The following is a 25,815-nucleotide window of genomic DNA, read 5'->3' on the forward strand; positions in this document are numbered from 1 at the left end:
CATGAACACATCCTATTCCTCAGCCAACGCCCCGTCCAGACTGGTGATCGCCTCGCGCGAAAGTCGGCTCGCCATGTGGCAGGCCGAGCACGTCCGCGACCGCCTGAAGCTGCTCTATCCGCAGAGCGACGTCGACATCCTCGGGGTCACCACGCGTGGCGACCAACTGCTGGAGCAAACGCTATCCAAGCTCGGCGGCAAAAGCTTGTTTGTCAAAGAGCTGGAAACGGCGATGGCGGAAGGCCGCGCCGACCTGGCGGTCCACTCGCTCAAGGACATGCCGATGACGCTGCCCGATGGCTTCGTCATCGCCGCCATGCTGGAACGCGACGACGCGCGCGACGCCTTGATTTCCAACCACTACGCGTCGCTGGCCGAATTGCCGGCCGGCGCGGTGGTTGGCACCAGCAGCCTGCGCCGCCAGGCGCTTGTTGCGGCGCGCTATCCGCAACTGGTGATCAAGCCGTTGCGCGGCAACCTGGATACCCGTCTGGCCAAGCTGGATCGCGGCGAATACGCCGCCATCATCCTCGCCGCCGCCGGCTTGAACCGCCTGGGGCTGGCCGCTCGCATCCGCTCTTTTCTACCGCCGGAAATCAGCCTCCCCGCCCCCGGCCAAGGCACGCTGGCAATCGAAATCGCGCAACGCGACGATGGCCTCGACCTGATCGCGCTACTGGCGCCGCTGCACCACGCACCGAGCGCACTGGTGTCTATCGCCGAACGCACGGTATCGCGACAGCTAGGCGGGAGTTGCCAGGTGCCGCTCAGTGCCTACGCAACCATCAGTGGCACGCAGATGCACCTGCGCGCCATGGTGGCCACGCCGGATGGCAGGCGCATGCTCACCGCCGAAGCACGCGGTCCAGCCAGCGCACCCGAAGCGCTGGGCCTGCACGTGGCCGCGCAACTGCGCGCGCAGGGCGCGGACGACATTCTGACCGCCTGAACTGATGCTCGAAGTAAAGTTTGCTATACAGCGCAGGGCGTGCTCGGACACGCCCTACACGTTTCCGCCGCCAGTAACGGCGGCGGAAATACAGCCTTAAATCTTCACGCCAACGATCACGCTCGACGCTTTGAACACGGCGCTGGCGCGCTGGCCCACGACTAGTCCCAGCGCACTCACGCTTTCATTGGTCAGATCTGCTTCCCCACCTGAATTACGTCCGGCTAAATGGCAGCCCCATCTGCTTGAGTGCGCACCGATAGGCGACCAAGGAGCGATCCGTCGCGAAATCGTCCAGGTTGAATGTGCCTTTACAGTTGTGTGTTCGAAAACCTTACGCTATATTCCTTGGAATATAGCGCTATACTTGGCAAGAATAGCGCCAGCGTACGTTGTCCCTGATGCAGACAACAGCCTACGCAAGTGCACCGTGTTGGTGCCGCCGGCGCCACCTTGCCCCAACGTGAAGCACATGACTGAAGCACTCCCCCTGCACTCTCTGCAACAAATAGGCGCCGATATCTACCGCCTGATTCTCGATGGCGCCGACCGGCCAATGCATTATCGCGAAGGCCAGTTCTTGTCGCTGCAACTCCCCTGCGGCAGCCTGCGTTCGTATTCGCTGGCCCAGCCTTGTCAAGCGGATGGCCAGCTGGAATTGCACATCCGCTTGCGACATGGCGGTCGCATGGCAAAATGGCTGCCAACGCTCAATAAGGGCGATGCAATAACGCTGCACGGTCCCTTCGGCGCCTGCACCTGGCAGGCAGACGACCAAACCGACAGCATCATCATGCTGGCCACCGGCACCGGTATCGCGCCGCTGCACGCCATCTTGCGGACTGTGCTGGCGGATGACAATGCGCCGCCAGTCACGCTGTACTGGGGCGCGCGCGTGCTGGATGAACTTTATCTGCTGGAGGAGCTGCAACAGCTGGCACGGCAGTCGTTCCGCTTTACCTTTGTTCCGGTGCTGAGTAGAGCTGCGCCGGAATGGGCCGGCGAGCGTGGTCATGTGCAGCATGTCGCGGCGGTGCGGCATCCGGATCTGCGCAACGCGAAGGTGTACGCCTGCGGCTCGGGCGCCATGGTGACCGAAGCCAAAGCGCTGCTGGCCAGTGACTGCGGCCTGGATTCACGCCGGTTCTTCGCGGACACCTTCGAGCCGGCGGAGTCGGTGCAGGATGCAGAAGCGTCAACGGTGCAGGTAGAGACAACGCTGCCCGACGGAAGACACCACCAGGCGGCGGTGGCCGTTGGTGATAGCCTCTATCGCGGCCTCAAATCCAACAAGCTAATGCAAGGCGTATGCGGCGGCAAGCTGTCCTGCGGCACCTGCCGCGTGCGCCCGGAACCGGCATGGGCGGCGGTTCTGCCGTCCATATCGCTTGCCGAGCAGCGCCTGCTGGCAAGTCTGGTTAACTATGTTGCTGGCGATCGGCTGGCCTGCCAACTGCCCGTCACGCCGGCGATGAACGGCTTGCGGCTAGACATCCACACGCAGCTTCAAACGCAAACACCACGCGCGCAAGCGCAAATCGAAGCGGTCGGCAGCCGGTACGATGCAGAGGGCATGCTGGCTTTGCGCGCACGCACCTTCGAGATAATCCAGCTCATTGCTGCGCAAATCCATGCCGGCATGGTGGAAGAAGATGCGCTTGAATTGGCCAAGGCAGTGTTAGCTGAGCACGGCATGCTGCAAGGCTGGCATGGCGTCTATGTCCGCTTCGGCCGCAATACCGTCAAATCGTGGAGCGAGAAGTCCGAGCCTGGCGTGGTGCTTGGCAAGGACGATATCTACTTCATCGACATCGGCCCCACCTGGCAAGGACTGGAAGGCGACGGTGCCATGACCTTCCTGACCGGCGACAATGCCAACATGCGGCGCTGCCAACAGGACGCCCGCATCATCTTTGACGAAGTGCGGCAACACTGGCTGGATACCGGCGACAGCGGCGAGGCGCTGTACGAGTTCGCCCGCGCTGCGACAGAGCGCCGTGGCTGGGTGCTGAATCTGGAGTTGTCCGGGCACCGGCTGGGGGACTTTCCACACACTGTACACTTTGACGGCACCATGGCGCAGGTCGATTTCAAACCGTCACCGCAACTATGGGTGCTGGAAATTCACATCCGGCATCCCGACCTGCACTATGGCGCTTATTTCGAAGACTTGCTACTTACTGGCGCGGCTGCCCATTAGAAGCTCTCAAGCCGGCATCCACCGGCAGATTAACGCCAGTGATCAGGCGCGCGTCGTCGCTGGCAAGGAAGGCCATTGCGGCTGCAATGCCATCCGGGTCTTCAGGCGTGCCGAGTGGCATGCGTTCCTTGAACTTGGCGACCAGTTCCGCATCCTTCAACATATCCTTGGTCATCCCGGTTTTCGTCAGGCTGGGATTGACCGCATTGACCCGCACGCCATCCTTGGCCGCATCCAGGGCCATCGCGCGCACCATGTTGCTGACCGCGCCTTTCGACGTGTTATAAGCAAACATTTCCCAGTCGCCGCCCAGCCCTGACACGGACGAGGTCATGACGATCGAGCCGCCGGCCTTCACCAGCGCCGGCATCGCGGCTTTGGCCATGTGGAAGTAACCGGTGACATTGACCGCCATCACGCGCTCGAAGTCTGCTTCGCTGGTCTTCATGATGTCGCCCTCGCTGGCGACGCCGGCGTTATTAATCAGGACATCCAGCCCGCCGAAGCGCTCGACGGTCGCTTTGACGGCGACCGCCGCAGTTTGCTGGTCAGCGGTATCGCCAACTTGCACCAGAACGCGGTCCTGTGGAAATTTTGCAGCGGCTTCCCTGAGGCTGCCCTCGTCGATATCCAGCATCGTGACGCGCGCGCCTTCATCGAGGAAGCGGCGGGTAGCCGCCAGGCCCATGCCGGAAGCGGCGCCGGTGATCAGTACAGTTTTATCTTTAAAGCGGTTCATCTTTTTCCTTTCGTGGAGGTCAAGGCCTTGGAGCCTGCTTCCAGCTTAGGGAAAACTGCCGGTGCGGTCTGTTGAACAGCGCACTCACATATCGGCGGCATAGCATAGTTCGCCAGGCACCTTCATCGCGAGGACAGTGCCTTTGCCGGGCGCGCTGGTCACCTCCAGAACAGCGCCCACCCGCTTGGCGCGTTCACGCATGCCGACCATGCCAAAATGGCGCCCCTGCATACGGCGATGCAATTGAGCATCATCAATTCCACAACCGTCATCGGCCACACTCAGCAACAATCCATCCCGCATGTATTCGAGCCTCACTGTGATCTTGCTGGCGGATGCATGACGGAAGGCGTTGCTCAACGCCTCCTGCGCGATGGCGCACAATTCCTCCTGCACCGGCGGCGCCAGCGGCTGCACGGTGCCGACTGTCACCAGGTCGAAGGCGACGCCTTCGTGCAGCAGGGCCATCGCGTTGCCGCACCCTTCGATTTCCTGCTGGAGATCGCGCCCGCTGCGAAGCTGCTGCACTTGATCGCGGCCTTCGTTAATCGCCTGCTCCGCCTGCGTAAGAATTGATTCCAGCTTGATGCGCGGCTCGCTGTCCTCGGGCAGCTTGGTCAGCACCGTGTACACGCGCAGGATCAGCGCCTGCACACTCTGCAGGAAAGTGTCGTGCAAGGTGCGGGCGATGCGCACGCGTTCGTCCATGCGCACTTCCAGCTGCCGCGCGATCGCTGCGGTCGCCTTGCTTAGCCGATACCGGTACAAGCCATATACCGCCAGCATCACGGCAAGCAGGCACGCCAGTTGAAACCACCAGGTCTGCACAACGGTCGGTGCGATCTCCAGCTGCAGCGCAGCCACTGCCGTACCAGCCAGGCCATCCTCATTGACGGCGCGCACGCTGAAGGTGTAATGGCCCGGCCCCACATTGGTGTAGTAGGCGGCGCGCCGGCTGCCGGCATCCTGCCATTGCCGGTCGACACCGTCGAGCTTGTACTGGAAGCGCATGCCTTCCGGCTTGCGCAAGCCAGGCGCAGTATATTGGATGTTGAAGCTGCGCGTGTCCGGCGGCAGGCGCAAGGGTGAGGTCGCCGGATAAGAGTGGTTGTCGACATTGACGCGCAGCAGTTGCGCGACAGGCTTGACCGGATTGGGCCGCAGCTTGGCCGTGTCTATCCGCACCAGGCCACCGCTGCCGCGCAGCCACAGCACGCCGCCGCCCATGTCGTACACGGATGGCTGACGATTATCCAGCGTTGCCTGGCCGGGATAGCCTTCCTGCGAATCGATCAGCTCATACACCAGCGGAATCGCGGGCTGGCGCATCGATGCGTCCCAGTCTTCGCGGCGAATGTGCACCAGGCCGCGGGCGCCGTTCAGCCAGCGGTCGCCATCGGCTGTCACCGCCATGCCGCTGACGTTGCGCAATGCTTCCACGCCGATAGGCCCCAGCGCCACGAACTTGCTGTCGCGCAGAACCGCGATACCCCGATCCCCCGCCACCACCAGTTGTGGGCCGGGAAAAATGCCCGACTCCTGGCCCACCAGCGCGATATCGTATGGGGTGAGCTTGCCGTTATCTAAAAACTTCAGGCTACCGTCGTTATTGCTGAGCCACATCTGGCCAGGGCCGCCCGGCGCCAGCATATAAATGCGCTGCGGGATGTTGAACTCGGAGCGATCGCGCCAGCGGCCATCCATCCATGCCATCAGACCGGCTTGCATGGAGATCACCCACAAGACCTTGCCGTCGTCGAGCATGCTCACCACGCCGAGGTCGGCCGGTTTGCCATCCCGTTCCGGGTAGACAATGCGGCTGGACTGGCCTTGGTAGATGCGCTCGATGTAGCGGTTGCCGGCGATCAGGATGGCGCCGTCGCGGTCCGTCGCGATCGAGGTGCCAGAGCGTTGCGGGTCACGCACGGCAACGCCGTCGGCGCCGATGGTCCAGATGCTGTGCAATTGCCCATCCGCCACCCATAGCTTGCCCGCATTATCGCTGGCGGCATTGAGCTCGCCGGCAACGCCCACCATATTCGCAGGAATCAGCTTGTTTTCACGAAAACGGTCGATGCCGGACTTGGTGAAGATCCAGACATTGCCTTCCCGATCCTCCAGTATGCCGCGCGTGCCCAGGTCGCTGAGCTGCCAGGACTGGTCGAGACGATCCGTGGCCTCGTGTTCCGGGTCCAGCGCCCCGCTGCGCTGGGCGCCAGCGCGGGCGATCCGGCAAATGCCGCGCGGACAGAGCGGAACCCACAGATTCCCATCGCGGTCGAATTGCCCCGCGCTGCGCGCCGAGCCCTGGTTAAACGAAGGCAGCCGCTGCAGATGCTGTCCGAGCGGTGGCATCGGCACCAGCCGCACGCGGTCGTCATTGCCATTGATCCACAGGCGTCCGTCGGGCGATTGCAGCAAGCCGCCTTGCATGCCCTCGCCCTCTATCCGTATCAGTTTGTCCGTGGCGCGATCGTGCAGATACAGCGCTTGCCTATTGGAGATCCATAAGCGGCCGTATTGATCCACCACCAGGCTTTGGGTCGCTTCCGCCCATTCCGCACCGCTGGCCATCACTTGCCATCGGCCCTGCGCGTAACGGTACAGCCCTTCCAGGTTGATGGCCCAGATCGCCCCGTCGCGGTCCAGGGTCATGGCACGGAATGTGCCCAGCTGATGGGGCAGCGGCGGCAGTTGGGTGCTGCTGCCGTCCGCATGCAGAATCATCAGGCCGTCCGGCACAAAGCTGATCAGCAGATCGCCATTGTCGGCCGCGTGAAGTTTGTAAACCCGGCTGCCCTTGAGCGGATAGCGCTCAAACGTGATGCCGTCAAACCGATACAGGCCCCCGCGCGTCCCCAGCCACAGCCAGCCATCCGGGGTTTGCGCCATGCTGGTGATATCGGACGGCGCGCCTTCCTTTTGTGTCCAGCTGCTGTGGTTGAGCTGATCGAACCGGAGATCCGGATTGAGCGCATGCGCGCATGGCCACCACAGCAGTGAAAGCAAGCCGACCGTCAATGACCAGTGAGATAGACGCATGAACTATTCCTGAATGCAAACTCGCGATTTTAGATTGTCCACAAAAAATCGAACATGCCTTTGTGCAATGACGTGATTTCAAAACAACAGCAGGTCAACGACAACCGGCATGCGCACTGAAAAACAGGTGCCGTTTTCCGCGCTCGACGTCACGTCAACCGTGCCGTGATGGCTTTCCGCAATCGCGCGCACGATGTACAGGCCCAACCCGACACCGCGCTGGGCTTGCTGGCCCTGGCCGCGAATCATGGGATCGAACATCGCCGCGAACATGGCCTCCGGAATCGCCTCGCCCTCATTGCAAACCGAGAGCGTCAGTTCGCCATTGCGAATCTCGCATTTAACCAGTACAGGCCGGCCTGGCGCGCCGTACATGACCGCATTGGCAACCAGATTGCCGACCATCTGATGAATACGGTCGGCATCGAGACAAACCGTTCCCAACGGCCCATCGGGCCGATCAAACTCAACGTTCGGGAAGCTGAGCCGCAGCTCATCGACGACCGACGTCGTCAGCTCGTCGAGGTTTACCTCCGCCTTTTGCAGGGCCAGTCCCTTGCCAACCCGGGCCTGGGTGAAATCGAGCAGCTCTTCCACCAGGCGCTGGGCCCGCCGCGCGGCGCTCTGCACCTTGCGCAGCACACGCTCTTTTTGCGCCGGCAACGGCTCGCCCATTTCCATCACGGTGGCGCCCATCAGGATGGCCGACAACGGATTGCGCAAGTCATGGCTGACGATGCCGACCATCTGTTCAGCCAGCAGCACCCGGTCCTCGGCTGCGGCACGAAGCGCCAACTCGGCCAGCTTGATGGCGTGCTCCGCCTTGTGTTCGGCGGCCAGCGCCGCGATGCGCGTGAGCGCGCCGCCGAGCGCGCTGCACGCGTGCTGCAGATGGCGTACATCGCCCTGCGAAAAGCCCGCGCGCCTGGCAACGCACAAGGCGCCGTGGACGGCGGTCTTTGAGCCCAACGGCAAGGACACCAGAAACATGGCGCTGTCGTCATAGTGCGCCACGGCTGGCGCGCCTCTCGCCATGGCGTCATTCAGCGCGGCCCGGTGTCGCGACAGAAACATATCATCGCCGATTTCCGCCGCGCTGCCGGCCTTGCGGTCCTGCGACCACAGCGACAAGCCATGGGCGTCGGGCAGCAACGCCGTGCAAGTGTGATAGTCGCAGATCCAGTGCAAACGGGATTTGACCAGCTTTGCCAGGTCAGGCACGCTCTGCAAGCTGACGCACTCGGAGATGAACTCCAACAGCAAGCTCTGGCGCGTCAGCTCCTCCCTCAGGTCCATATCAGATCTGGAAGAACATGTCGTCGGGCGTCACGCCGGTCGCATCGGCAACGATGTTCAGGTAGACGGCCAGGCCGATCACCGAAATCAATTCCATGATGTCTTCGTCGCCCAGGCCATGCCGGTGCAGGGACGCGTAGTCTTGCTCGGTCATGCTTTGCGGATTGCGCGCGCATTTCACCGCAAACATGATGATGTCGCGCATTTTTTCAGGCGTCAGACCCTCGACGTCCTTGACCAGGGCCTGCAGCGTGGCGGTGTCGACGCCAAGGCTGCGGCAACAGGCCAGGTGCGCGGCTTCACAATAGATGCAATCACGGTCATGCGAGACCGCCGCGACCAGCATCTCCTTGAGCGCGCGCGGCAGGTTTCCGCTCAACATAGCGCCCTGCAGCAAGCCCCAGGTTCCCTTGGCCGCCGCCAGCGAATGCCCGTGCATCTTCATGAAGTTGGGCGTCATCGGGAATCCCATGCCACGTTGGAATTCCTGGAAAACCGCTTCGGATTCCTCGGAAAACTCGGCGGGTAATTTTAATGTCGAAAAGGGCATGGTGGGCTTTGCTGGTAGGTTGCTACAGATTTAGCTGGCGCGCCGGGTGTTGGTCACCAAGTTCAGCAGCACGTCGAATTTGGCCGGTTTGACCGTGTGGCCGTCAAACCCAGACTCGCGGACCCGCTGCCGGGTTTCCGGATCGCCCCAGGCGCTATAGGCGATCACCACCAGCTGATCCAACGACCTCACTTTTCGCAGCGCAGACGCCACCGCGAAGCCGTCCATCTCGGGCATGCCGAGGTCCAGCAACACCACGTCCGGGCCATACTTGAGCGCAATCTCGACACCTTGTTTGCCGCCATAAGCGACCACGGCCTGATGGCCGTGTAGTTCCAGCAGCTGCGCGGTGAGATCGGCCGCATCGCGGTTGTCATCAACCACAAGAATACGTTTGGGGGCGAATTGGGAGGCCATAGCTAGTCCGAGGTTGCAGTTCCGCAGGAAACTGCGCGTTCGGCGATTCTGTGGCCGAGATTGAAGGTGATGGCAATGCGGACAACACCTGTGAAATTTTTTTCATTATACATGCCAATAGGATGAACTCCGCTCCTGGTCCAGGCTGGCACGCCACCCAACCAAATGACCAGATGCGTCATGTCACGAAACTGACATCTTATTTTGATACCATAAGGAAATTTTTCCGATTTGCAATACCACTTGGCTTTGCCAATCCATGTTTTCACTCCTTGCAGTTTTCAAACGTCGTTGCGCTTCGCTACTCACCAGCCAGCATACGTTGATACCGAGCGCCTTCGTCCTTGGGCTGGCCCTGCTCGTCTATCTGTGGGCGTTGCACTTCACCCGCATCCAGAACGAGAAAAAACTGGCGCTCCAGGCGACCACGGAAAGCAGCCAGAATATCGCTACCATCGTCGCCACCAATCTGGAAGAGGTCCTGGGCAGGTCGTCCCTGTACGCGCGCATCACCAGCAGCGGCGACCAGTCCGCCAGCGTCGCAAGCCGGCACTTTAATCCCCAGCAGGTCGGCGATTCCGCCTACTTGCGGGCGGCGGTGTATGACCGCGACGGCAGACTGATTTACTCGTCGGCCCATCAGCGGAGCGAAGCAGAATTGCAGCCGCTGCTCGATCAGGCGCTGCGCGACGGCGCGCGCGCCGATCCATCACAAATCCTGATTGGCCATCCCCCAGTCGACGGCAACGGCGCCTGGCGGCTGCCGATTCTGGTGCCGCTCGGCGACGAGCGCAACGCCGGCTACTACGGCGCGATTCTCGACCTCGGTTACATCCTGTCCCGTTACCGCGAGGTCGAACTGGGCCAGGGCGGCAGCATCGAGCTGATCCATTCAGATGGTTTGCCGTTGGCCGTCCTGCGCGAAGGCGCCTTATCGGTCGACACGCGCTTGCCAGGCTCACACTCCAGGCTGCCCGGTGACATGGACGCCTTCACCTTCTCCAGCGGCCCGACCGATCTAGGCTATCTGTCCTCGGTGCACCGCCTGGCCCACTACCCGATCCAGGTCGCGGTCACGCAAAATTCCGCCGTGGTGCTGGGCAGGCTGGCGGCACAACACCAGGAGTATCTGGTGCGCTCGCTGGTCTTCTCGGCGGTGGTCATCCTGGTCATCCTGATTGTCGTGTTCAGCCTGCGGCATCAGCATCGCCTGCATCAGGCGGTTGCCGATTCCGAGCAGGAAAAAAAGAAACTGATCGACCTGCTGGAGCAGGAAAAGATCCGCGCACTCGCCTTGGCCTCGCACGATTACCTGACGGGCATTCCGAACCGCCGGCAATTCCAGCAACTGGCTGCATCCGAGCTCAAACGCGCCCGCCGCAGCAGGAATTTGTACGCACTGCTGTTCTTCGATCTCGATCGCTTCAAGCTGGTCAATGACAATCTCGGCCATGCGGTCGGCGATCTGCTGTTGAAGGCGGTTGCCGGGCGGCTTCAGGCATCGGTCCGCAATTACGACCTGGTCGCCCGCCTGGGCGGCGATGAATTTGTCGTCCTGCTGTCCGAAATCCCTTCCGAAGAGTTTGTCAGCCAGCTGGCGACCAACCTGGTGCAGGAACTGTCGAAAACCTATCTGAACCTTGATGGACACAACGTCGACACCAGTCCCAGCGTCGGCATTGCGCTATACCCGCGCGACGGCCAGACCGTGGATTCACTATTGCTCCATGCCGATCATGCCATGTACAGCGCCAAGGCCAAGGGCCGTGGCGTGTTCCGCTTTTACGATGCATCGCTGAACGCGTCGAGCGCGCGCCGCTCGGAACTGACCTCGCGCTTCAAGTCCGCCATGCACGAGAATGAATTCTGCCTGCACTTCCAGCCCAAAGTGGCGCTCGACGACTTCGCCGTGGTCGGCCTGGAAGCGCTGATACGCTGGGACCACCCGGAGCATGGCCTGATCTTCCCCGGCGACTTTATTCCCCTCGCCGAAGAACAGAACTACATCATCGCGCTGGGACGCTGGGTCATCGACGCGGTCTGCCGCCAGATCGCGCAGTGGCAGGCGGACCACGTGCCGCTGGTGCCGGTGGCGATCAACGTCTCTGCGCACCAGCTGCGCGACAACCGCCTCCCCGAGGATGTGATCGCCTCGCTGGCGCGGCATGCCGTCAGTCCCGAATGGATCGAGATCGAAATCACCGAGACCAGCCTGATCGAGGACACCCAGCTGGCGCGGCGTAATCTCGAATCGCTGGCCGGCATGGGCATCAAGATCGCACTGGACGATTATGGCACCGGCTTTTCCGGCCTGAGCATGCTGAAGCAACTACCGATCAACGCCGTCAAGGTGGACCGCTCGTTCATCCGCGACATCCGCAACGACACCGACGACGCGGTCATCGTCGCCTCGACCATCTCGCTGGCCCACAACCTCGGGCTGATCGTGGTGGCCGAAGGCGTGGAGAGCAAGGACCAGCTGCTGCACCTGAAGGCGGCCGGCTGCGACCAGGTGCAAGGCTTCTTCCTGCAACGTCCGGTGTCCGCGCAGGACATCGCGCCGCTGCTGCGCAAACGCCACTACACCTTTCCTTCGACATGACCATCTTTCGCCCATACCGCGCGTTCGCGCCCCTGCTCTTGCTTGCCTGGCTGGGACTGCACACCGCCGCCGCCCTCGGCGCCGAATGCGAAAATCCCGCCATGCTGCGCATGTCGATCATCCCGTCAGGCGACCTCAAGAAGGACATGCTTGCCCATCAGCCGCTGCTACAGGGACTGCGCGCGGCGCTCGGCATTCCGGTCGAGATTTACGCCCCGCCTTCGTACGGCGCGGTGGTGGAGGGATTGCTGTCCGGCGCCATCCAGCTGGCCCGCATGGGACCGGCCAGCTATGTCGCGGCCAGGAAAGCCGATCCGCAACTCACGCCGTTCGCCAGCTTCGAGCACAAGGCCAACGCCTACCAGCCAGCCGGCGCCTTCTACTACTCGCTGCTGATCGTGCGGGCCGACAGCGGCATCGCCAATATCGCGGCGACGCACGGCAAGCGCCTGGCGCTGGTCGATCCGCAAAGCACCTCGGGCGCGCTGATTCCCAAACACGTTTTCGCCAAACAGCTTGGACAGCCGCTGGAATCCTACTTCGGGCAGATCGGCTACACGGGCAGCCATGTGCAGTCCATCAACCGCGTGCTGGACGGCCGGGCCGACGCCGCCTTTGTCGCCAGCGTCAACCTGGCAGCGGTCCTCGCCGATCCGGCCGCCATGCAAAAAGTGCGCGTGATATGGCGCTCGCAGGCTTTTCCCCTCGATCCATTCGTGTACCGGGGCCAGCTGTGCGAGGGGCTGAAGAAAAAGATCCGTGACGTCTTCCTGAAAAACGATGGCGCGCGCCGCGCCGCCGTGCTGGAAAACATTGATGGCGTGCGATTCGTGCCGATCTCCGACCAGGACTATCAGCCGGTTCGCGATATCTACTGAGTCGCGGCGACGGGCTTGCTGACGACCGGTTCAGCAGCCCTCAGGGGAAGGTCAGGTCCATGCCGAGCATCCTGACCACGACGAAGGTGAGCAGCCCCAGGCCCAGCAGCGATACCACGAAGATGGCGGCCACCTTGGCGCCCGCGCGAAGCACCGCGCGCGCCTCCTGCTTGCGCCCCTTCTTGCCTTGGTCGTAATGCCACTTGATGGCGTAGAACATGCCTGTGCACAGCACGAGAAGCTTGAATATAACGAAGACTATCGGAATCCAGTCCATTTGCATCTACCTATGAAAGAGGAGAAAACGTCCACAATCGCCATGCAAATATGGTGTTGCTTCAGCTTATAAAGCATACTACTTAAAAGCAATTTCCATACATCGAGACAAAATGTCCCAGTTGCAAACCGTACAAGATGACAATGTGCCGATCTGGCTGCCGCGCCTGGCCGCGCAGGGCGGGCCGCGTTTTTTGCAGATTGCGGATGCATTGCAGGCGGCAGTGGCCGACGGATCGCTGAAACCAGGCCACCGGCTACCGCCGCAGCGCCAGCTGGCAGCACAGCTGGAGGTTGACCTGACGACGATCACGCGCGCCTACGACGAAGCCCGGCGCCGCAACTTGCTGGAAGGCCGCGGCGCGCGCGGCACCTATGTCGCGGCGCCGAAAGTCGAATTGACCGCGATCATCGACCTGAGCATGAATACCCCGCCGCCGCCGGATGGCGTGGACTTCGACGACCTGCTGAAACAAGGTTTGTCCCAGGTCCTGATGAGGGCCGACAGCGAATTGCTGATGACTTACCACCTGGCCGGCGGCAGCGATTCCGACCGCAAGGCCGGCGCCCAATGGCTGGAACCGATGTTTGGAGCGCTGGACTCCCGCCAGGTGATCGTCTGTCCGGGTGCGCAAGCGGCGATCGCCGCAGCGATCCTGGCGCTGACGCAGCCGGGCGATGCAATCCTGGCCGAGCCGACGACTTATCCCGGCTTGCGCACCGCTGCGATCCAGTTCGGCCGGCGCCTGATTGCGGTGCCGGCCGACCAGCACGGGATGCTGCCCGAGATGCTTGAGGCCGCGTGCCGCCAGCACCAGCCTGGACTGGTCTTCCTCAATCCGACATTGCAGAACCCGACCGCCCTCACCATGCCGCAACGCCGGCGCCAGGAACTGGCCGCCATCGCCACGCGCTGTAATGTACGCATCGTCGAAGACGATCCCTACTGGCTGCTGGCCGACGCCCCGCCGCCACCGATTGCCAGATTTGCCCCGGAACAGGTGTACTACATTTCCACCCTGTCGAAATGCCTGACGCCCGGCTTGCGGGTCGCCTTCGTGCTGATCCGCGATCCGCACGAACGCGGACGTTTCCTGGCCGCGCTCAGGTCATTTGCGCTGATGGTCGCGCCGCTGACGGCGGCACTGGCCACGCAGTGGATACTCGACGGCTCCGCTGGCGGATTGATGGAGGGCATACGCAACGAGGCGCGCCTGCGCCACCGGATGGCGCGCGATATTCTGGCCGGGCGCTACAGCGGCGCCGGCGACGGCCTGCATGTCTGGCTCGAATTGCCGGCGTATTGGAACTCCTCGCAGCTGGCGCATGCGGCCGACCGCGAGGGCATCGCCGTCACCCCGGCCGAAGCATTCGCCACCGGCAGCGCATCCGTGAATGCCATCCGGATTTCCCTGGGCAGCATCAAGGACCGGGGACGCCTGCAGGCAGGACTTCAACGGCTGTCTCAGCTTCTGGCGCGGCGACCCGAGGCATTCAGCAATGCCGTGGTTTAACTGTCCCGGGGCGGCGATAGTGCTCACGGGACGCTGGTCAGGGTCTTCCTTGCCGGATTCATCTCCCACAGAGATATATCACATCAAAACAAGCAATTTGCAACATATGTATCGACCGGTCAATATGTACTCCTATTGTCGAAACCAATTAGGAGTTTATAGTGTCTTTACCGTCTTATATTGTCAGCCTCACGCGGAGCGTTTTGCTCTCCCTATCCGTTGCAGTCGTTGCGGCGAGTCCCTCGATTTCTTTCGCAGCGGCTCCCTTGATAAAGACTCAGGCGCCCGGCTACTTCCGGATGATGCTCGGTACGTTCGAGATCACTGCCGTTAGCGATGGAACGCTAGATTTACCCGTTGACACCTTGCTGTCAGCAAATGCCAAACAAACCCGGGCGCAACTCGCGAAGTCCTACCTCGGTGTTCCGCTTGAAACGTCATTCAATGCATATTTGATCAACACCGGCAGCAAATTGGTGCTGATCGATACCGGCGGCGGCTTGCTGTTTGGCGATCAGCTGGGCAAGCTGATTAAGAATATTGAAGCCGCTGGTTACAAAGCAAGCCAGATCGACGACGTCTTGCTTACCCACCTGCACTCGGATCATGTCGGCGGACTACTCCTTGACGGCGCGATCGCATTTCCTAACGCTACGGTTCACGCTAACCGCCGCGAATCGGATTATTGGCTTTCGACTGAGCGAATGAAAACGGCATCAGCAAACTCAATGGAATTTTTCAAGGCCGCGATGTCCACATTGGGACCCTATATCCAGGCAGGAAAATATCAGCCGTTTGACGCCGACACTATGATCGTGCCAGGCGTGATGGCGCATGCGGCGTATGGGCACACTGCAGGTAGTACGGTTTACACCGTGGAAAGCAAGGGCCAGGAACTTAATCTTATAGGTGACCTGATCCATGTTGGCCCCGTGCAGTTCGAAAAACCCGAAGTTACCATCGAATTTGATGTCGATCGAAGCGCCGCGAAAGCAACTCGGCTTACCGTGTTCTCGCAAATTGCGAAGTCCGGTCAATTGATGGGAGGAAGCCATCTGCCATTTCCTGGCTTAGGCCGTCTCAAGGCGACAAGCAAGGGATACCAGTGGCTGCCCGTGGACTACACGACGCATCTTAACTAAACCGGATTTCGGCTGTATTCCGACCACACTGCCAAGGAATACGTTCATTGAACGCGCGATGCGCAGCCATCGACGGCGGCATTAGCCAATGCCCTCTCAAAGTGCGGTTTCACCGCCGTCGCAATCGTTGATTTATTTAGCCGTCGAGCACACTCGGCGTGACGGCAGTGGAACGCATGGGGGGATTCAAACACAGGAAACACATGATCATCAATTTGCACCAAGTAAGACGGGTGGCTGCCGTGGGCATCGCCTTGTCCACCCTGCTCCCGCAGATTAGCCCTGCTGCTGCCACCAGCCAGTACCTGTTGGGTGACTGGAACGATCACCGTAGCCGCCTGGCCGAAGGGGGCGTCACATTCAACCTCGCCTACAGCTCGGAGATCGCCCACAACACGTCGGGCGGCTCCGACAACCTGACCCGTTACAGCGACCAGTGGTTGCTGGGCACGGAGCTGGACCTGCAAAAACTATGGGGTTGGAACGGCGCCAAACTGAATCTCGCCATCATCGACCGCAATGGCAAAAACCTCAGCACCGACGCGAATCTCGGGACCTTCCAGCAAGTGCAGGAAGTCTACGGCCGCGGCCAGACTTGGCGCTTGACCAATTTGTTCGTCGCGCAGTCGGTACTAGGCGGCCGTTTGAACCTGAAAGCGGGACGCATGGACATCGGCACCGATTTCGCGGCGTTCACTTGCGAATTCCAGAACCTGACATTCTGTGGTTCCCAGCCGGGCCACCTGGTTGGCCGTTACTGGTCCAACCGGCCAGTCAGCGTCTGGGCCTTCGTCGCCAAGATCAACACGACGCAGGAAACATACGTCCAGCTGGGCATTTACCAGGTCAACCCGAACTACGTCGATGACCGCTACAACGTCCATAAGGGCCTGTTTCCAAACTTCCCGCGTGGCACCACCGGTGCGCTGATTCCGCTGGAATTCGGTTTCACGCCGGCGAGCGCGGGCATGCTGCGCGGCTTGCGGGGCAGCTATAAAGTCGGCGCCTGGTACAACACCTCCGACAGCGCCGACCTGCTCCTCAATGCCAACCACCAACCCCTGGGTATCACCAGCGCGGGCGCATTGCAGCGTGACGGCGCATACGGCGGCTACATCGCCTTCCAGCAGCAGCTCACCGGCACCGCCGGCGGCTTCGGCGCGACCGTGTTTTTGAACGCCGCCCAGGCCGACAAGTTGACCGCAGCAACCGACAGGCAAGTAGCAATGGGGCTGCAATACAGGGGCGCCTTCGACCGTCCAGCCGACGTGATCGGCGTGGCGCTGGGCGCCACCCACGGCAACCGCCGCCGCGCCGAGGCGCAGCGCTTCGCGAATGCGCTCAACCCAGGCGCCGCGACGGTGGTCAACGACGGCTACGAGACGGTTGGCGAGGTGTACTACGGCTGGTCGCCAATGCGCGCGATCGTCATCCGTCCCAACCTTCAGTACGTCGTCCATCCGGGCGGCACGGGCCACGACAACGCGCTCGTCATCGGGCTGAAGACATCGATATCGTTCTGATCCCATATGCTGGCTGCCGGGCGGCATGGACTCATGGCATAAATCCTGAGTTCTCTTTTGCTGCCAATGCCTGCAGCATCTCAATAACCGCCCGAACTTTGGGCTGCAGATAGTGGGATTGAGGCCAGACCACATGAATGGGCATCTCTCCGCCTGCGAAATCTTCCAGCAGCGGTACCAGCGTTCCCCGGTTCAGGTCCTCACTCACTAGCCAAGTCGGCATCTGCATGATGCCGCAGCCCTCGCGGCCAGCGGCAAGCATGGCCTCGCCGTCGCTAAACTCATGGCGCGCATTGATTTCCTGATGGATGACACGGCCTTCCGGCGTGCGCAGGAGCCAAGTCTGCCTGGTGTGCCGGCGCGAGCCGATTATGCAATCCCGCTGTCGTAGTTCTTCTGGGTTTTGGATGGCGCCATAGCGTTTCAGATAGGCCGGCGAGGCGCAGATAAGCAGGCGCTGGGTACCGAGTCGTTTTGCCACCAAATTTGCGTCATCCCCAAGCTCTCCGATTCTGACCGACAGGTCATAGCCTTCCTGGACCAAGTCAAGCGTACGCTCGGTAAATGAGACCGTCAGGTCAAGCCTGTCGAAGCGGGCGGCCATCTCCAGCAGCCCGGACAAAACGTGCCGGCGGCCGAACGCGCCTGGCAGCCCGACATTGATCCTGCCTTGCGGTATCCAGTCTTGTGGCGCAAGGCAGGTCTCGGCAGCGTCAAGTTCATCTATCGCGCGCGTGCACGCGCCCAAGTAAGACTCTCCCTCCGGCGTCAGCGTGATTTTCCGTGTAGTCCGGTGCAGCAATTTCAAACCAACACGCGCTTCGAGCCTGGTTACGCTCTTTGCCACAGCGGAGGGCGTCAGACCAAGAGTGTGCGCTGCCGCAGTAAAACTGCCTGCGGCGGCTGCGGCCACGAACGCGTCAATCCCGGCAAATCGGTCGCCAAGTGGCTTCATTTTTTCCTCCAATTCTCAAATGTTTGGAATTTAAGCGTAATTATATTTCATAGAAACCAGAATAAAATCGGCTGCATCGATTGGAAAGGAAATGTCCTGTTCCAAGCCCATTTGAATAAGGAAATTATGAGCAAGCTTTTTAGTTCGTACGACATGGCAGGCTTGCGCCTCGCGAACCGCGTTGTGATGGCGCCGATGACCCGCTCGCGGGCTGCGAATGGCGTCGCTGATGTATTGACGGAACGCTACTATGGGCAGCGCGCATCCGCCGGCCTGATGATCAGCGAAGGCATTGCGGTATCCCAGCAGGGCACCGGCTATTTGTTTACGCCGGGGCTGTACACAGAGGATCAAGCCGAAGCATGGCGACGTGTCACCCATGCGGTCCACGCCGACGGCGGGCGAATCTTCGCTCAGCTTTGGCACGTTGGACGCAATTCCCATGTTTCGCTGCAAGAAGCCGGTCACGCACCGGTCTCGCCGGTGGCACGCCGCGCTGAAGATGTGCAGACCTATGCCTGGGTCACACCTGGTGTGCCGGGCCATGTCGCAACAAGTGACCCACGATCGCTGGACAGCGACGAAGTCAAATCGATCATTCATGACTTTGTCGCAGCAGGCAGCCGCGCGATACAGGCCGGATTTGATGGCGTGGAGATTCACGGAGCCAATGGCTATCTGTTCGAGCAATTTATCAATGGCGAGCTGAATACCCGCCAAGACTGCTACGGCGGCAGTATTGAAAACCGTCTGCGCCTGCTGCTGGAAACCATTGATGAGCTCAGCAAGCTAATCGGTTCGCAACATATCGGCGTCCGCATTTCGCCATTCGGACGTCTCTACGATATGCGCGCTTTCGATGATGAGACTGAAACCTGGCTGGTACTGGCAGAGGAACTCGGGAAGCGCAGCCTGGCTTACGTTCACCTGAGCGATCAACGCACCTTGGGTGCGGACTGTGACACCGAATTCTTCACTAAATTCCGCGAAGCATATCCGGGCACGCTCATCATTGCGGGCGGCTTTAACCAGGCAAGTGCGGAAGCGGCTTTGAAAGCGGGTAAGGCGGATCTGATCGGCTTTGGCCAGCCCTTCATCGCAAATCCGGATCTTGTTGAGCGCATGGCCAACGGCTGGCCGCTCGCCGAGGTACAGCGCGCCACGATGTATGGGCTGCACGGTGCACGCGGGTACACGGACTATCCACGCTACTCGGTCGAAGCGTGTCGTGAAGGCTGATGCGCGTGCATGACCAGATCCGGGCCAGACAGGCAGATGACGGTCAATGGCGCATTTGCTGGAGCGACTATCGCCCTGACTGGTTCACTACAGAAGACATCCGCGTGTTCGACATCGGCGTGGTTCAACCTCAACAGAAAGTTTAATCAGCATGAACGAAGAAATCAAAGCGTTGCTTGATCGCGAACAGATCCGCAATCTGCGTACCCTCTACGCACTCCACCTCGACAGCAATAACATTGCCGCCCTCGACCAGGTTTTCTCGGACGATGCGGTGGTCGAAGTCACCGTCGGCAAGATGGAAGGAATCGACGCCATCCGTGCTGGTCTGAACGAGGCATTTACATTGTACGACCGTGATCATCAGGGCAGCTACCCGTTTCTGCACGCCATCACGAACCACTGGATACAACTAACCGGGCCAGATACAGCGGAAGGCCGATGCTATCTGATCGATTTTGAGACTGCATCGAAGCCTGATCCGAATCCCTTGCTGTTGCTGGGCTTATACGCCGACAACTACCAGCGTATCGATGGCCAGTGGCGCATCACCCGCTCCGTTCTGGAGGTCGTCTGGCCACAACGAAGCAACGCCAGCGGACATCCTGCGTCGCCATCCGAAAAGGGCTAAGCAATGTCATCCGCAATACGACTCAGCATTCTGGATTACGCTCCGGTTGATGAAAACCATCTGGCTGCCGACGCCTTGGCGTCAACCGTGCGATTGGCACAGAAGGCGGAAAGCAACGGCTTTACTCGCTTCTGGGTATCAGAGCATCACGGCATCTCAGCTACCGCGAGTAATTCGCCCGAGATCCTCATGGCGCGGATTGCTTCGGCCACCAAGACGATTCGTGTTGGTTCTGGCGCTGTGCTGCTGCCAAACTACAGCAGCTTGAAAATCGCCGAGAATTATCAACTGTTGGGCGCGCTCTTTCCTGGCCGGATAGATCTGGGCTTTGGCCGGGCTCCCGGCGGCGATGCCCGTACCAATGCCGCACTCAACGATGAAAAGGGCGGGACTGTTCCCTACCCTCGAAAGGTCGCCGATCTTCTTGGCTTCCTGACCGGGAACCATCCGGCTGGCTCACACTATGCCGGCATGCGTGCCCATCCGGAGACCCGCGACACGCCACAGCCCTACGTGCTCGGCGCCTCCGGCGCCACTGCGGCGGTTGCAGCGCAGGCAGGCCTCGGGTTTACCTTTGCCCACTTTATTAATCCGCATGGAGATGGTCCACGTGCGGCTAACGTTTACCGCGCTGGATTCCAGGCAGGCGACTTTGCTGCGCAACCATCGACGATCGTCGCGGTCTTTGTAGCGGTTGGCGATACCGAGGCTGAAGCCAGGGAGTTCGCTGATGCTTTCCACCTGTGGCTTACTTATGCGGAGAGTGCCAGCCCCTTTAAGCGCATACCATCGCTTGAGACCACGCGGGCGCATCGCTGGTCGCCGCAGGAGCTAGCGGTTCGTGCGCGCAATGAAGGGCGGCTTATCTCTGGCACCGGCGACGAGGTCACTGCCCAATTGCGCGAGCTCGCCGATGCGTATGAGACCGATGAAGTAATGATCAACCTCATGATGCCTGGCGAAGCCGCCCGCCTGAACGCTATCGAGGCCATCTGCACCGCACTGGGGAAGATTGCCAGGACATCGGTTGACCAGGCCCGCCTATGAAACCTCATGGTCAGCCAATCGGGTGCTGGCGCGTGTAAGTGATCGATATTTTCCCGATCGTCTTGCCGGACTCGATAGCGAGATGGGCCTCCTGGAAGGACTCCACGCTGAATCCATTGAGTGTTTTGGTCAGAGGCGAACGGATCTTGCCTTCGTTGACCAGTTTGGCTACATCGCCGAGGATGATTCCCTGTTTCGCGATATCCGCCGTTTTAAATAGAGATCGGGTAAACATCAGCTCCCATACGAACCCCGCGGACTTCGCCTGCAGTTTGGTCAGGTTCACGCCACCGTCGAACTCGACGATAGAGCAGATCATCCCTTGAGGGGCAATGAGCTCAGCCATCGCATCCCAGTGGCCAATGGTGTCGGCCGCATTCAAAATATAGTCGACTGTCTCAATTCCTTGAGCCCTGACTGACGCTATCAGGTCATTATGATCGGCAACGTGGTCCGCCCCCATTTCCCGGCACCATGCAGCCGACTCGGGCCTGGATGCGGTAGCAATGACTGTGAGCCTGGTCAGGATTTTTGCCAGCTGAATCGTAATCGATCCGACACCTCCGGCGCCGCCGATCACCAACAGCGTTTTGGGGGAGCCATGTGGATCTATTCGCAGGCGGTCAAAAAGTGCTTCCCAACCGGTAAGGGCGGTCAGCGGCAGCGCTGCCGCTTCGGCGTCGCTGATTTTGTTTGGCGCGATTGCCGCCAGGCGAGAATCAACCGCCTGGTATTCTGCATTCGATCCAGGGCGGTCGATCTCGCCGGCGTAGTAAACCCTGTCACCAAGTTTAAATCCGCTCACCGCTGCCCCCAATCCAACTACTGTTCCAACAGCGTCATAACCAAGCACGCGTGGCACATCCAGCGAAATCTCGGCGGCAGCGCGCACGCGGACTTTGGCGTCAACCGGATTGACGGAGACCGCGCCAACCTTGACGATAAGGTCGTTTGGCATCGCTTCTGGATAGGCAGCGTCGAATATGAACAGGCTATTGGTCGCTTGAATTGGCATCGAACGCGTGAATCCGATCGCCGTCATGGTACTGGTGTGGGTCATGCTATATTCCTCTGGAATTAAGCACCTTGCGGTGCGGTCCGGTGATAGTAAGGGCATCCCCGGATGCTCACAAGTACGCACAATTTTGATATATAGGCACAGAAAAGATACGATGAAAAGGGCACGCTTCGATTGCTACTCAGGGACCGCATGTCCGGTAGAGTCAACGTTAGAGTTGATCGGTGGGAAGTGGAAGGGAATGATTCTCTTCCATCTAATGAATGACGCAATGCGGTTTGGTGAACTGCAAAGAGCGATGGGAAACATCACTCAGCGAATGCTCACGAAGCAACTTCGGGAGCTGGAGGATGTTGGCCTCATACACCGGGAGATTTTCTCAGAAGTGCCGCCGCGAGTCGAATACAGCCTTAACGAGAAAGGACATACCTTGCGCCCTGTCTTGCTGGCCTTAAAAGAGTGGGGAGAGAGCTACGGATTGGAGCTGGCGCAATCGGCTCTGGCCATCAAGGACAGGCAAGACGGTCCGCCGGCACAGTAAAAACGGAATCGATCAGCTTTCCGGTTTCGATGCCGTCAGATACGCATTGCGGCTTGTCCCGATCGAGCTCCCTCCTTCCACAATTTGCCGGTAGGTCGCGTGAAAATACGCCCTCTCGTCTGCCGAAAAATGCTCGGCAATGATCTGCTTCACTGATGGGGCAAGCGGGTGCGGAGAGCACTCCAGAAACGTTTCCCAATTCCGCTGGCTGGTCTGCTTTAAATCGATATGCAGTTCCATGTGCACATCCTGAAAACCTGCCGCGCGCGCAAGATGAACCAGGTCTCGTTCGGTATAGTTGGTGGTCGGATTCTTCGCGATGTCTTCCAGCGTGTGGGGGTATTGCGCCGCCATGATACGGCACTGGAGCCCAAGCAAACGGTCCCCATCCTGCAACCCATCGGCGTCGACCGCCTGTTTCAGCATGTAGACGCCCAGGGCATCGTCACGCATGACAGGTTCGCACAGAGAAATCCGGCCACCGGGTTTGAGCACACGAAGAAACTCCCTGAATGCGGCTGCCTTGTCCCCTACGTAAGCCAGGACAGCACGCGTGACAACAACATCAATCGATTCGTCTTCCAGCTGGTGCAGCTGGTCAGCCGCGCACGCGTGAAACGTACATTGTTTCAGCACGCCGCTTTGCTCCGCAAGTTGCTGAGCATGCTGCAGCATGGGTTCAGACACATCGGTAAGGATTACCCTCAGCGAAGGCCCGGTGTGGTGAATGGCGCGGAATGCAACCAGGCCATCGCCGGCGCCGACATCCAGAAGTGTCATGTTCGCTTCAATCTGGCCGCCTTGCAGAACGCGGTCGGCGAACCGCTCGGTCTCCGCACGGATGACACCGAGCGCCGCAGCATCGCCGCCATGACGATGGTGCAACAACCAATTAGACCAGATATCGGATTGAGGAAGATTTGTATAGTTATTCAATGCATTCACGCCATGTCAGTCGTCATGATTTACAGCCTGAAAGAATCAGTGCTGTGCCCTGTGCAATGAAAATATCAGCGGCACACTTAATGGCACATTAAGCTGGGGAAAATTTTCGCGGCATGACGAGCGACGGACCAACGTGGCACACCATGCTGCGCATAACGCTAGCGGCCACACACCCCATTAACGCAGCATTAAGCCGCGAGGAAAACAACGCTATCTTTCAGCTAAGTTTGCTGTAATCAAGCCTACATATTCGCCGCCCATACTCAGCCGCTTTCCGACACGGGATAGTCCGTGTCCGCGACCGTAGAAAATGGCGAGTAATGCGTGTACTGCTGATAGAAGACGATGACATGGTGGGCGAAGCCATGCAGCTAGCGCTGCAAGGCGTGCAGTTTGCAGTGGACTGGATCCGCGATGGCCGACGGGCGCTGGAGGCGGCGTTCGCCAGCTACGACCTGGTCCTGCTCGACCTCGGCCTGCCCGGCTGCGACGGCATCACCGTCATGCAGACCATGCAGCGTCAGGCGCCGCTGGTGCCGGTGCTGATCGTCAGCGCGCGCGACGGCCTGGATGACCGCATCCGCGGCCTGGACCTCGGCGCCGACGACTACATCCTCAAGCCGTTCGACATGCCCGAGCTGCTGGCGCGCATGCGCTGCGTGCAGCGGCGCTATCGCAAACAGCAGCCGCACAGCATCGGCACCGACGCCATCACCCTCAATCTCGACACGCTCTACCTGCGAGTCGGCGCCACCGAGGCCTCGCTGTCGCCGCGCGAAGCCGCGCTGATGCAGGCCTTGCTGGAGCGGCCGGGCGCAATCCGCTCGCGCGAATTCCTCGAAGCCGCGGTATATCACAGCGATGACGTCTCCAGCAACGCGCTGGAATTCCTGATCCACTCCATCCGCCGCAAGTTTGGCCAGGGCGCCATCCGCAATGTGCGCGGCATGGGCTGGGCGGTGGCGAAATGAGGCCGCTGCGCTCATTGCAGGTCCGGCTGACGCTGTGCCTGGCGGCCGTGATGCTGGCGGCGGCCGGCATCGGCGGCAGCATCTCCTACCGCACCGCCTTCCATGAAGTCAACGAGTTGCAGGATGACCAGCTGCGCCAGATGTCGGCGCTGGCCGAGCGCCACCATGGCGCCATACCGTTGGGACTGCAGGATCTGGACAACCATGTGGTCGATGCCGGCGCGCGCATCATGGTGCAACTGCTGCACAACGGCGCCTGGGGCGAAGTCGAAGGCGGCACCCTGCCCCTGCCGCTGGCGGCCACGCTGCCGGATGGCTTGCAGACGCAGGAGTTGGGCGGTCAGCAATGGCGCATGTTCATCCGCACCCTGCCCGGCGGCGAACGGGTCGCGGTCAGCCAGAGCACGGCGGTGCGCGACGAGGTGGCGCACAATGCCGGCAAAACCACCATCGTCCCGATCGCCATCCTGATCCCGCTGCTGTCGCTGGCGATGGCGCTGCTGCTGCGGCACATGCTGGCGCCGGTCATGCGCCTGGCCCAGGAACTCGATGGACGCGCCGACGAGCAGCTCACCGCGCTTGACGAGCACGGCGTGCCGAGCGAAATCCTGCCGTTTATCGCCGCCATCAATCGTCTGCTGCACCGTATCGAGCAAACCCTGGCGCAGCAGAAGCGTTTTGTGGCCGACGCCGCCCACGAGTTGCGCACACCGCTGACCGCCATCTCGCTGCAGGCGGAACTGCTGGCCGGCCTGAACCTCGGTGAAGCGGCGCAGCCGAGGCTACAGTCCTTGCAGCGCGGCATACTGCGGGCGCGGCATCTGGTGGCGCAGCTGCTGTTGCTGGCGCGGCTGCAGGGACGCCAGCAGGTGGCGCTGGAAGCCGTCGCCGTGGGCGCCGTCTGCCGCAACGTGCTGGAAGACCTGCTGCCGTTGGCCGAACAAAAACAGATCGCGCTCAGTGCCGACATCGGCGCGGCGCTCGTCCGCTCCAGCGCGCTGGACCTGAGCGCCGTGCTGCGCAACCTGGTCGACAATGCGATCCGCTATACGCCGTCCGGCGGCCAGGTCGAGATCCAGGTCGCACACCACGACACCGCACTGACCATCCGCGTCACCGACAACGGCCCCGGCGTGGCGCCGCACGAGCGCGAACTGGTGCTGTCGCCGTTCTACCGCAGTGCCGAAGCCGGCGGCTCCGGCTCCGGCCTCGGGCTGGCCATCGTCCACAACATCGTGCAGCGCATGCACGGCACGCTCAACATGACGGCCGCCTTGCCCGACGGCAGCGGTCTTTGCATTCAAGTGGTTCTCAGCAGCCATGCCGGCTGAAACCGGCCT

General features: G+C 60.8%; 22 protein-coding genes and 1 pseudogene. 13 read left to right on the forward strand and 10 right to left on the reverse strand.

Annotated features, from left to right (window positions below; genetic code table 11):
* Window position 1: 1 nt before the first annotated feature.
* A complete protein-coding gene (gene hemC / locus GTP69_RS24045) occupies window positions 2-949 on the forward strand; it encodes a hydroxymethylbilane synthase (RefSeq protein ID WP_161057242.1) in 948 nt (315 codons plus the stop codon).
* A 96-nt stretch (window positions 950-1,045) separates the two neighbouring features.
* Here the strand turns inward: hemC and GTP69_RS31475 are convergent.
* Window positions 1,046-1,150, reverse strand: a pseudogene (locus tag GTP69_RS31475) (TOBE domain-containing protein); the annotation flags it as partial.
* 271 nt (window positions 1,151-1,421) lie between these two features.
* Here GTP69_RS31475 and GTP69_RS24050 point away from each other — a divergent pair.
* Entirely contained in the window at window positions 1,422-3,149 is a 1,728-nt protein-coding gene (locus tag GTP69_RS24050; protein WP_161057243.1) for an FAD-binding oxidoreductase, read from the forward strand.
* Here the strand turns inward: GTP69_RS24050 and budC are convergent.
* The 5 genes from budC to GTP69_RS24075 form a co-directional block, all read right to left on the reverse strand.
* Entirely contained in the window at window positions 3,127-3,888 is a 762-nt protein-coding gene (gene budC / locus GTP69_RS24055; protein ID WP_161057244.1) for a meso-2,3-butanediol dehydrogenase, read from the reverse strand. The two genes, GTP69_RS24050 and budC, sit on opposite strands and share 23 nt — an antisense overlap.
* An 84-nt stretch (window positions 3,889-3,972) precedes the next feature.
* Window positions 3,973-6,930 carry a sensor histidine kinase gene (locus GTP69_RS24060; RefSeq protein WP_161057245.1) on the reverse strand — a complete coding sequence of 986 codons (2,958 nt, stop codon included), beginning with the start codon at window positions 6,928-6,930 and terminating at the stop codon, window positions 3,973-3,975.
* Between the two features lie 78 nt (window positions 6,931-7,008).
* Window positions 7,009-8,226 (reverse strand): sensor histidine kinase, encoded by a 1,218-nt coding sequence (locus GTP69_RS24065; RefSeq protein WP_161057246.1) that lies wholly within the window; start codon window positions 8,224-8,226, stop codon window positions 7,009-7,011.
* Between the two features lies 1 nt (window position 8,227).
* Entirely contained in the window at window positions 8,228-8,776 is a 549-nt protein-coding gene (locus GTP69_RS24070; RefSeq protein WP_161057247.1) for a carboxymuconolactone decarboxylase family protein, read from the reverse strand.
* 30 nt (window positions 8,777-8,806) lie between these two features.
* Window positions 8,807-9,193: a response regulator gene (locus tag GTP69_RS24075; RefSeq protein ID WP_161057248.1), complete on the reverse strand. Its 387-nt coding sequence runs from the start codon at window positions 9,191-9,193 to the stop codon at window positions 8,807-8,809.
* Between the two features lie 259 nt (window positions 9,194-9,452).
* On the opposite strand from GTP69_RS24075, the gene GTP69_RS24080 reads away from it, so the two are divergent.
* Together GTP69_RS24080 and GTP69_RS24085 are read left to right on the forward strand one after the other, a co-directional pair.
* Window positions 9,453-11,795 (forward strand): putative bifunctional diguanylate cyclase/phosphodiesterase, encoded by a 2,343-nt coding sequence (locus tag GTP69_RS24080; protein ID WP_161057249.1) that lies wholly within the window; start codon window positions 9,453-9,455, stop codon window positions 11,793-11,795.
* Window positions 11,792-12,673 carry a phosphate/phosphite/phosphonate ABC transporter substrate-binding protein gene (locus tag GTP69_RS24085; RefSeq protein WP_161057250.1) on the forward strand — a complete coding sequence of 294 codons (882 nt, stop codon included), beginning with the start codon at window positions 11,792-11,794 and terminating at the stop codon, window positions 12,671-12,673. The genes GTP69_RS24080 and GTP69_RS24085 overlap by 4 nt, the downstream gene beginning before the upstream one ends.
* Before the next feature lie 40 nt (window positions 12,674-12,713).
* On the opposite strand, the gene GTP69_RS24090 is transcribed toward GTP69_RS24085, so the two are convergent.
* The gene (locus tag GTP69_RS24090) at window positions 12,714-12,950 is read right to left on the reverse strand and encodes a hypothetical protein (RefSeq protein ID WP_161057251.1); all 237 of its coding nucleotides are present in this window, start codon (window positions 12,948-12,950) and stop codon (window positions 12,714-12,716) included.
* Between the two features lie 112 nt (window positions 12,951-13,062).
* Here GTP69_RS24090 and GTP69_RS24095 point away from each other — a divergent pair, with 112 nt between their 5' ends.
* The 3 genes from GTP69_RS24095 to GTP69_RS24105 all read left to right on the forward strand — a co-directional run bounded on the left by GTP69_RS24095 (window position 13,063) and on the right by GTP69_RS24105 (window position 17,128).
* A complete protein-coding gene (locus tag GTP69_RS24095; RefSeq protein ID WP_161057252.1) occupies window positions 13,063-14,463 on the forward strand; it encodes an aminotransferase-like domain-containing protein in 1,401 nt (466 codons plus the stop codon).
* Between the two features lie 161 nt (window positions 14,464-14,624).
* The gene (locus GTP69_RS24100; protein WP_371868094.1) at window positions 14,625-15,605 is read left to right on the forward strand and encodes an MBL fold metallo-hydrolase; all 981 of its coding nucleotides are present in this window, start codon (window positions 14,625-14,627) and stop codon (window positions 15,603-15,605) included.
* Window positions 15,606-15,808: 203 nt separating this feature from the next.
* Complete coding sequence (locus tag GTP69_RS24105) at window positions 15,809-17,128, forward strand: carbohydrate porin (protein ID WP_229261135.1); 1,320 nt, start codon at window positions 15,809-15,811, stop codon at window positions 17,126-17,128.
* Between the two features lie 31 nt (window positions 17,129-17,159).
* On the opposite strand, the gene GTP69_RS24110 is transcribed toward GTP69_RS24105, so the two are convergent.
* Complete coding sequence (locus GTP69_RS24110) at window positions 17,160-18,083, reverse strand: LysR family transcriptional regulator (RefSeq protein ID WP_161057253.1); 924 nt, start codon at window positions 18,081-18,083, stop codon at window positions 17,160-17,162.
* Between the two features lie 126 nt (window positions 18,084-18,209).
* Here GTP69_RS24110 and GTP69_RS24115 point away from each other — a divergent pair, with 126 nt between their 5' ends.
* The 3 genes from GTP69_RS24115 to GTP69_RS24125 all read left to right on the forward strand — a co-directional run bounded on the left by GTP69_RS24115 (window position 18,210) and on the right by GTP69_RS24125 (window position 21,000).
* Window positions 18,210-19,322, forward strand: coding sequence for an alkene reductase (locus tag GTP69_RS24115; RefSeq protein WP_161057254.1), 1,113 nt, complete (start codon window positions 18,210-18,212; stop codon window positions 19,320-19,322).
* Window positions 19,323-19,473: 151 nt separating this feature from the next.
* The gene (locus GTP69_RS24120) at window positions 19,474-19,953 is read left to right on the forward strand and encodes a nuclear transport factor 2 family protein (RefSeq protein ID WP_161057255.1); all 480 of its coding nucleotides are present in this window, start codon (window positions 19,474-19,476) and stop codon (window positions 19,951-19,953) included.
* A gap of 3 nt (window positions 19,954-19,956) precedes the next feature.
* The gene (locus tag GTP69_RS24125) at window positions 19,957-21,000 is read left to right on the forward strand and encodes an LLM class flavin-dependent oxidoreductase (protein WP_202424546.1); all 1,044 of its coding nucleotides are present in this window, start codon (window positions 19,957-19,959) and stop codon (window positions 20,998-21,000) included.
* A gap of 10 nt (window positions 21,001-21,010) precedes the next feature.
* On the opposite strand, the gene GTP69_RS24130 is transcribed toward GTP69_RS24125, so the two are convergent.
* A complete protein-coding gene (locus GTP69_RS24130; protein WP_202424554.1) occupies window positions 21,011-22,042 on the reverse strand; it encodes a zinc-binding alcohol dehydrogenase family protein in 1,032 nt (343 codons plus the stop codon).
* Between the two features lie 130 nt (window positions 22,043-22,172).
* Here GTP69_RS24130 and GTP69_RS24135 point away from each other — a divergent pair, with 130 nt between their 5' ends.
* Window positions 22,173-22,559, forward strand: a complete 387-nt coding sequence (locus GTP69_RS24135) for a winged helix-turn-helix transcriptional regulator (protein WP_161057257.1) — start codon at window positions 22,173-22,175, stop codon at window positions 22,557-22,559.
* Between the two features lie 12 nt (window positions 22,560-22,571).
* Here GTP69_RS24135 and GTP69_RS24140 read toward each other — a convergent pair whose 3' ends face one another.
* On the reverse strand, window positions 22,572-23,504 hold the full coding sequence (locus GTP69_RS24140; RefSeq protein ID WP_161057258.1) for a class I SAM-dependent methyltransferase: 933 nt from the start codon (window positions 23,502-23,504) through the stop codon (window positions 22,572-22,574).
* 320 nt (window positions 23,505-23,824) lie between these two features.
* Here GTP69_RS24140 and GTP69_RS24145 point away from each other — a divergent pair, with 320 nt between their 5' ends.
* Both GTP69_RS24145 and GTP69_RS24150 read left to right on the forward strand, forming a co-directional pair.
* A complete protein-coding gene (locus GTP69_RS24145; RefSeq protein ID WP_161057259.1) occupies window positions 23,825-24,475 on the forward strand; it encodes a response regulator in 651 nt (216 codons plus the stop codon).
* Complete coding sequence (locus tag GTP69_RS24150; RefSeq protein WP_161057260.1) at window positions 24,472-25,806, forward strand: ATP-binding protein; 1,335 nt, start codon at window positions 24,472-24,474, stop codon at window positions 25,804-25,806. Before GTP69_RS24145 ends, GTP69_RS24150 begins: the two co-directional genes overlap by 4 nt.
* The last annotated feature ends 9 nt before the right edge of the window (window positions 25,807-25,815 follow it).

This window comes from Duganella levis (assembly GCF_009857605.1).
Lineage (GTDB): Bacteria > Pseudomonadota > Gammaproteobacteria > Burkholderiales > Burkholderiaceae_D > Rugamonas > Rugamonas levis.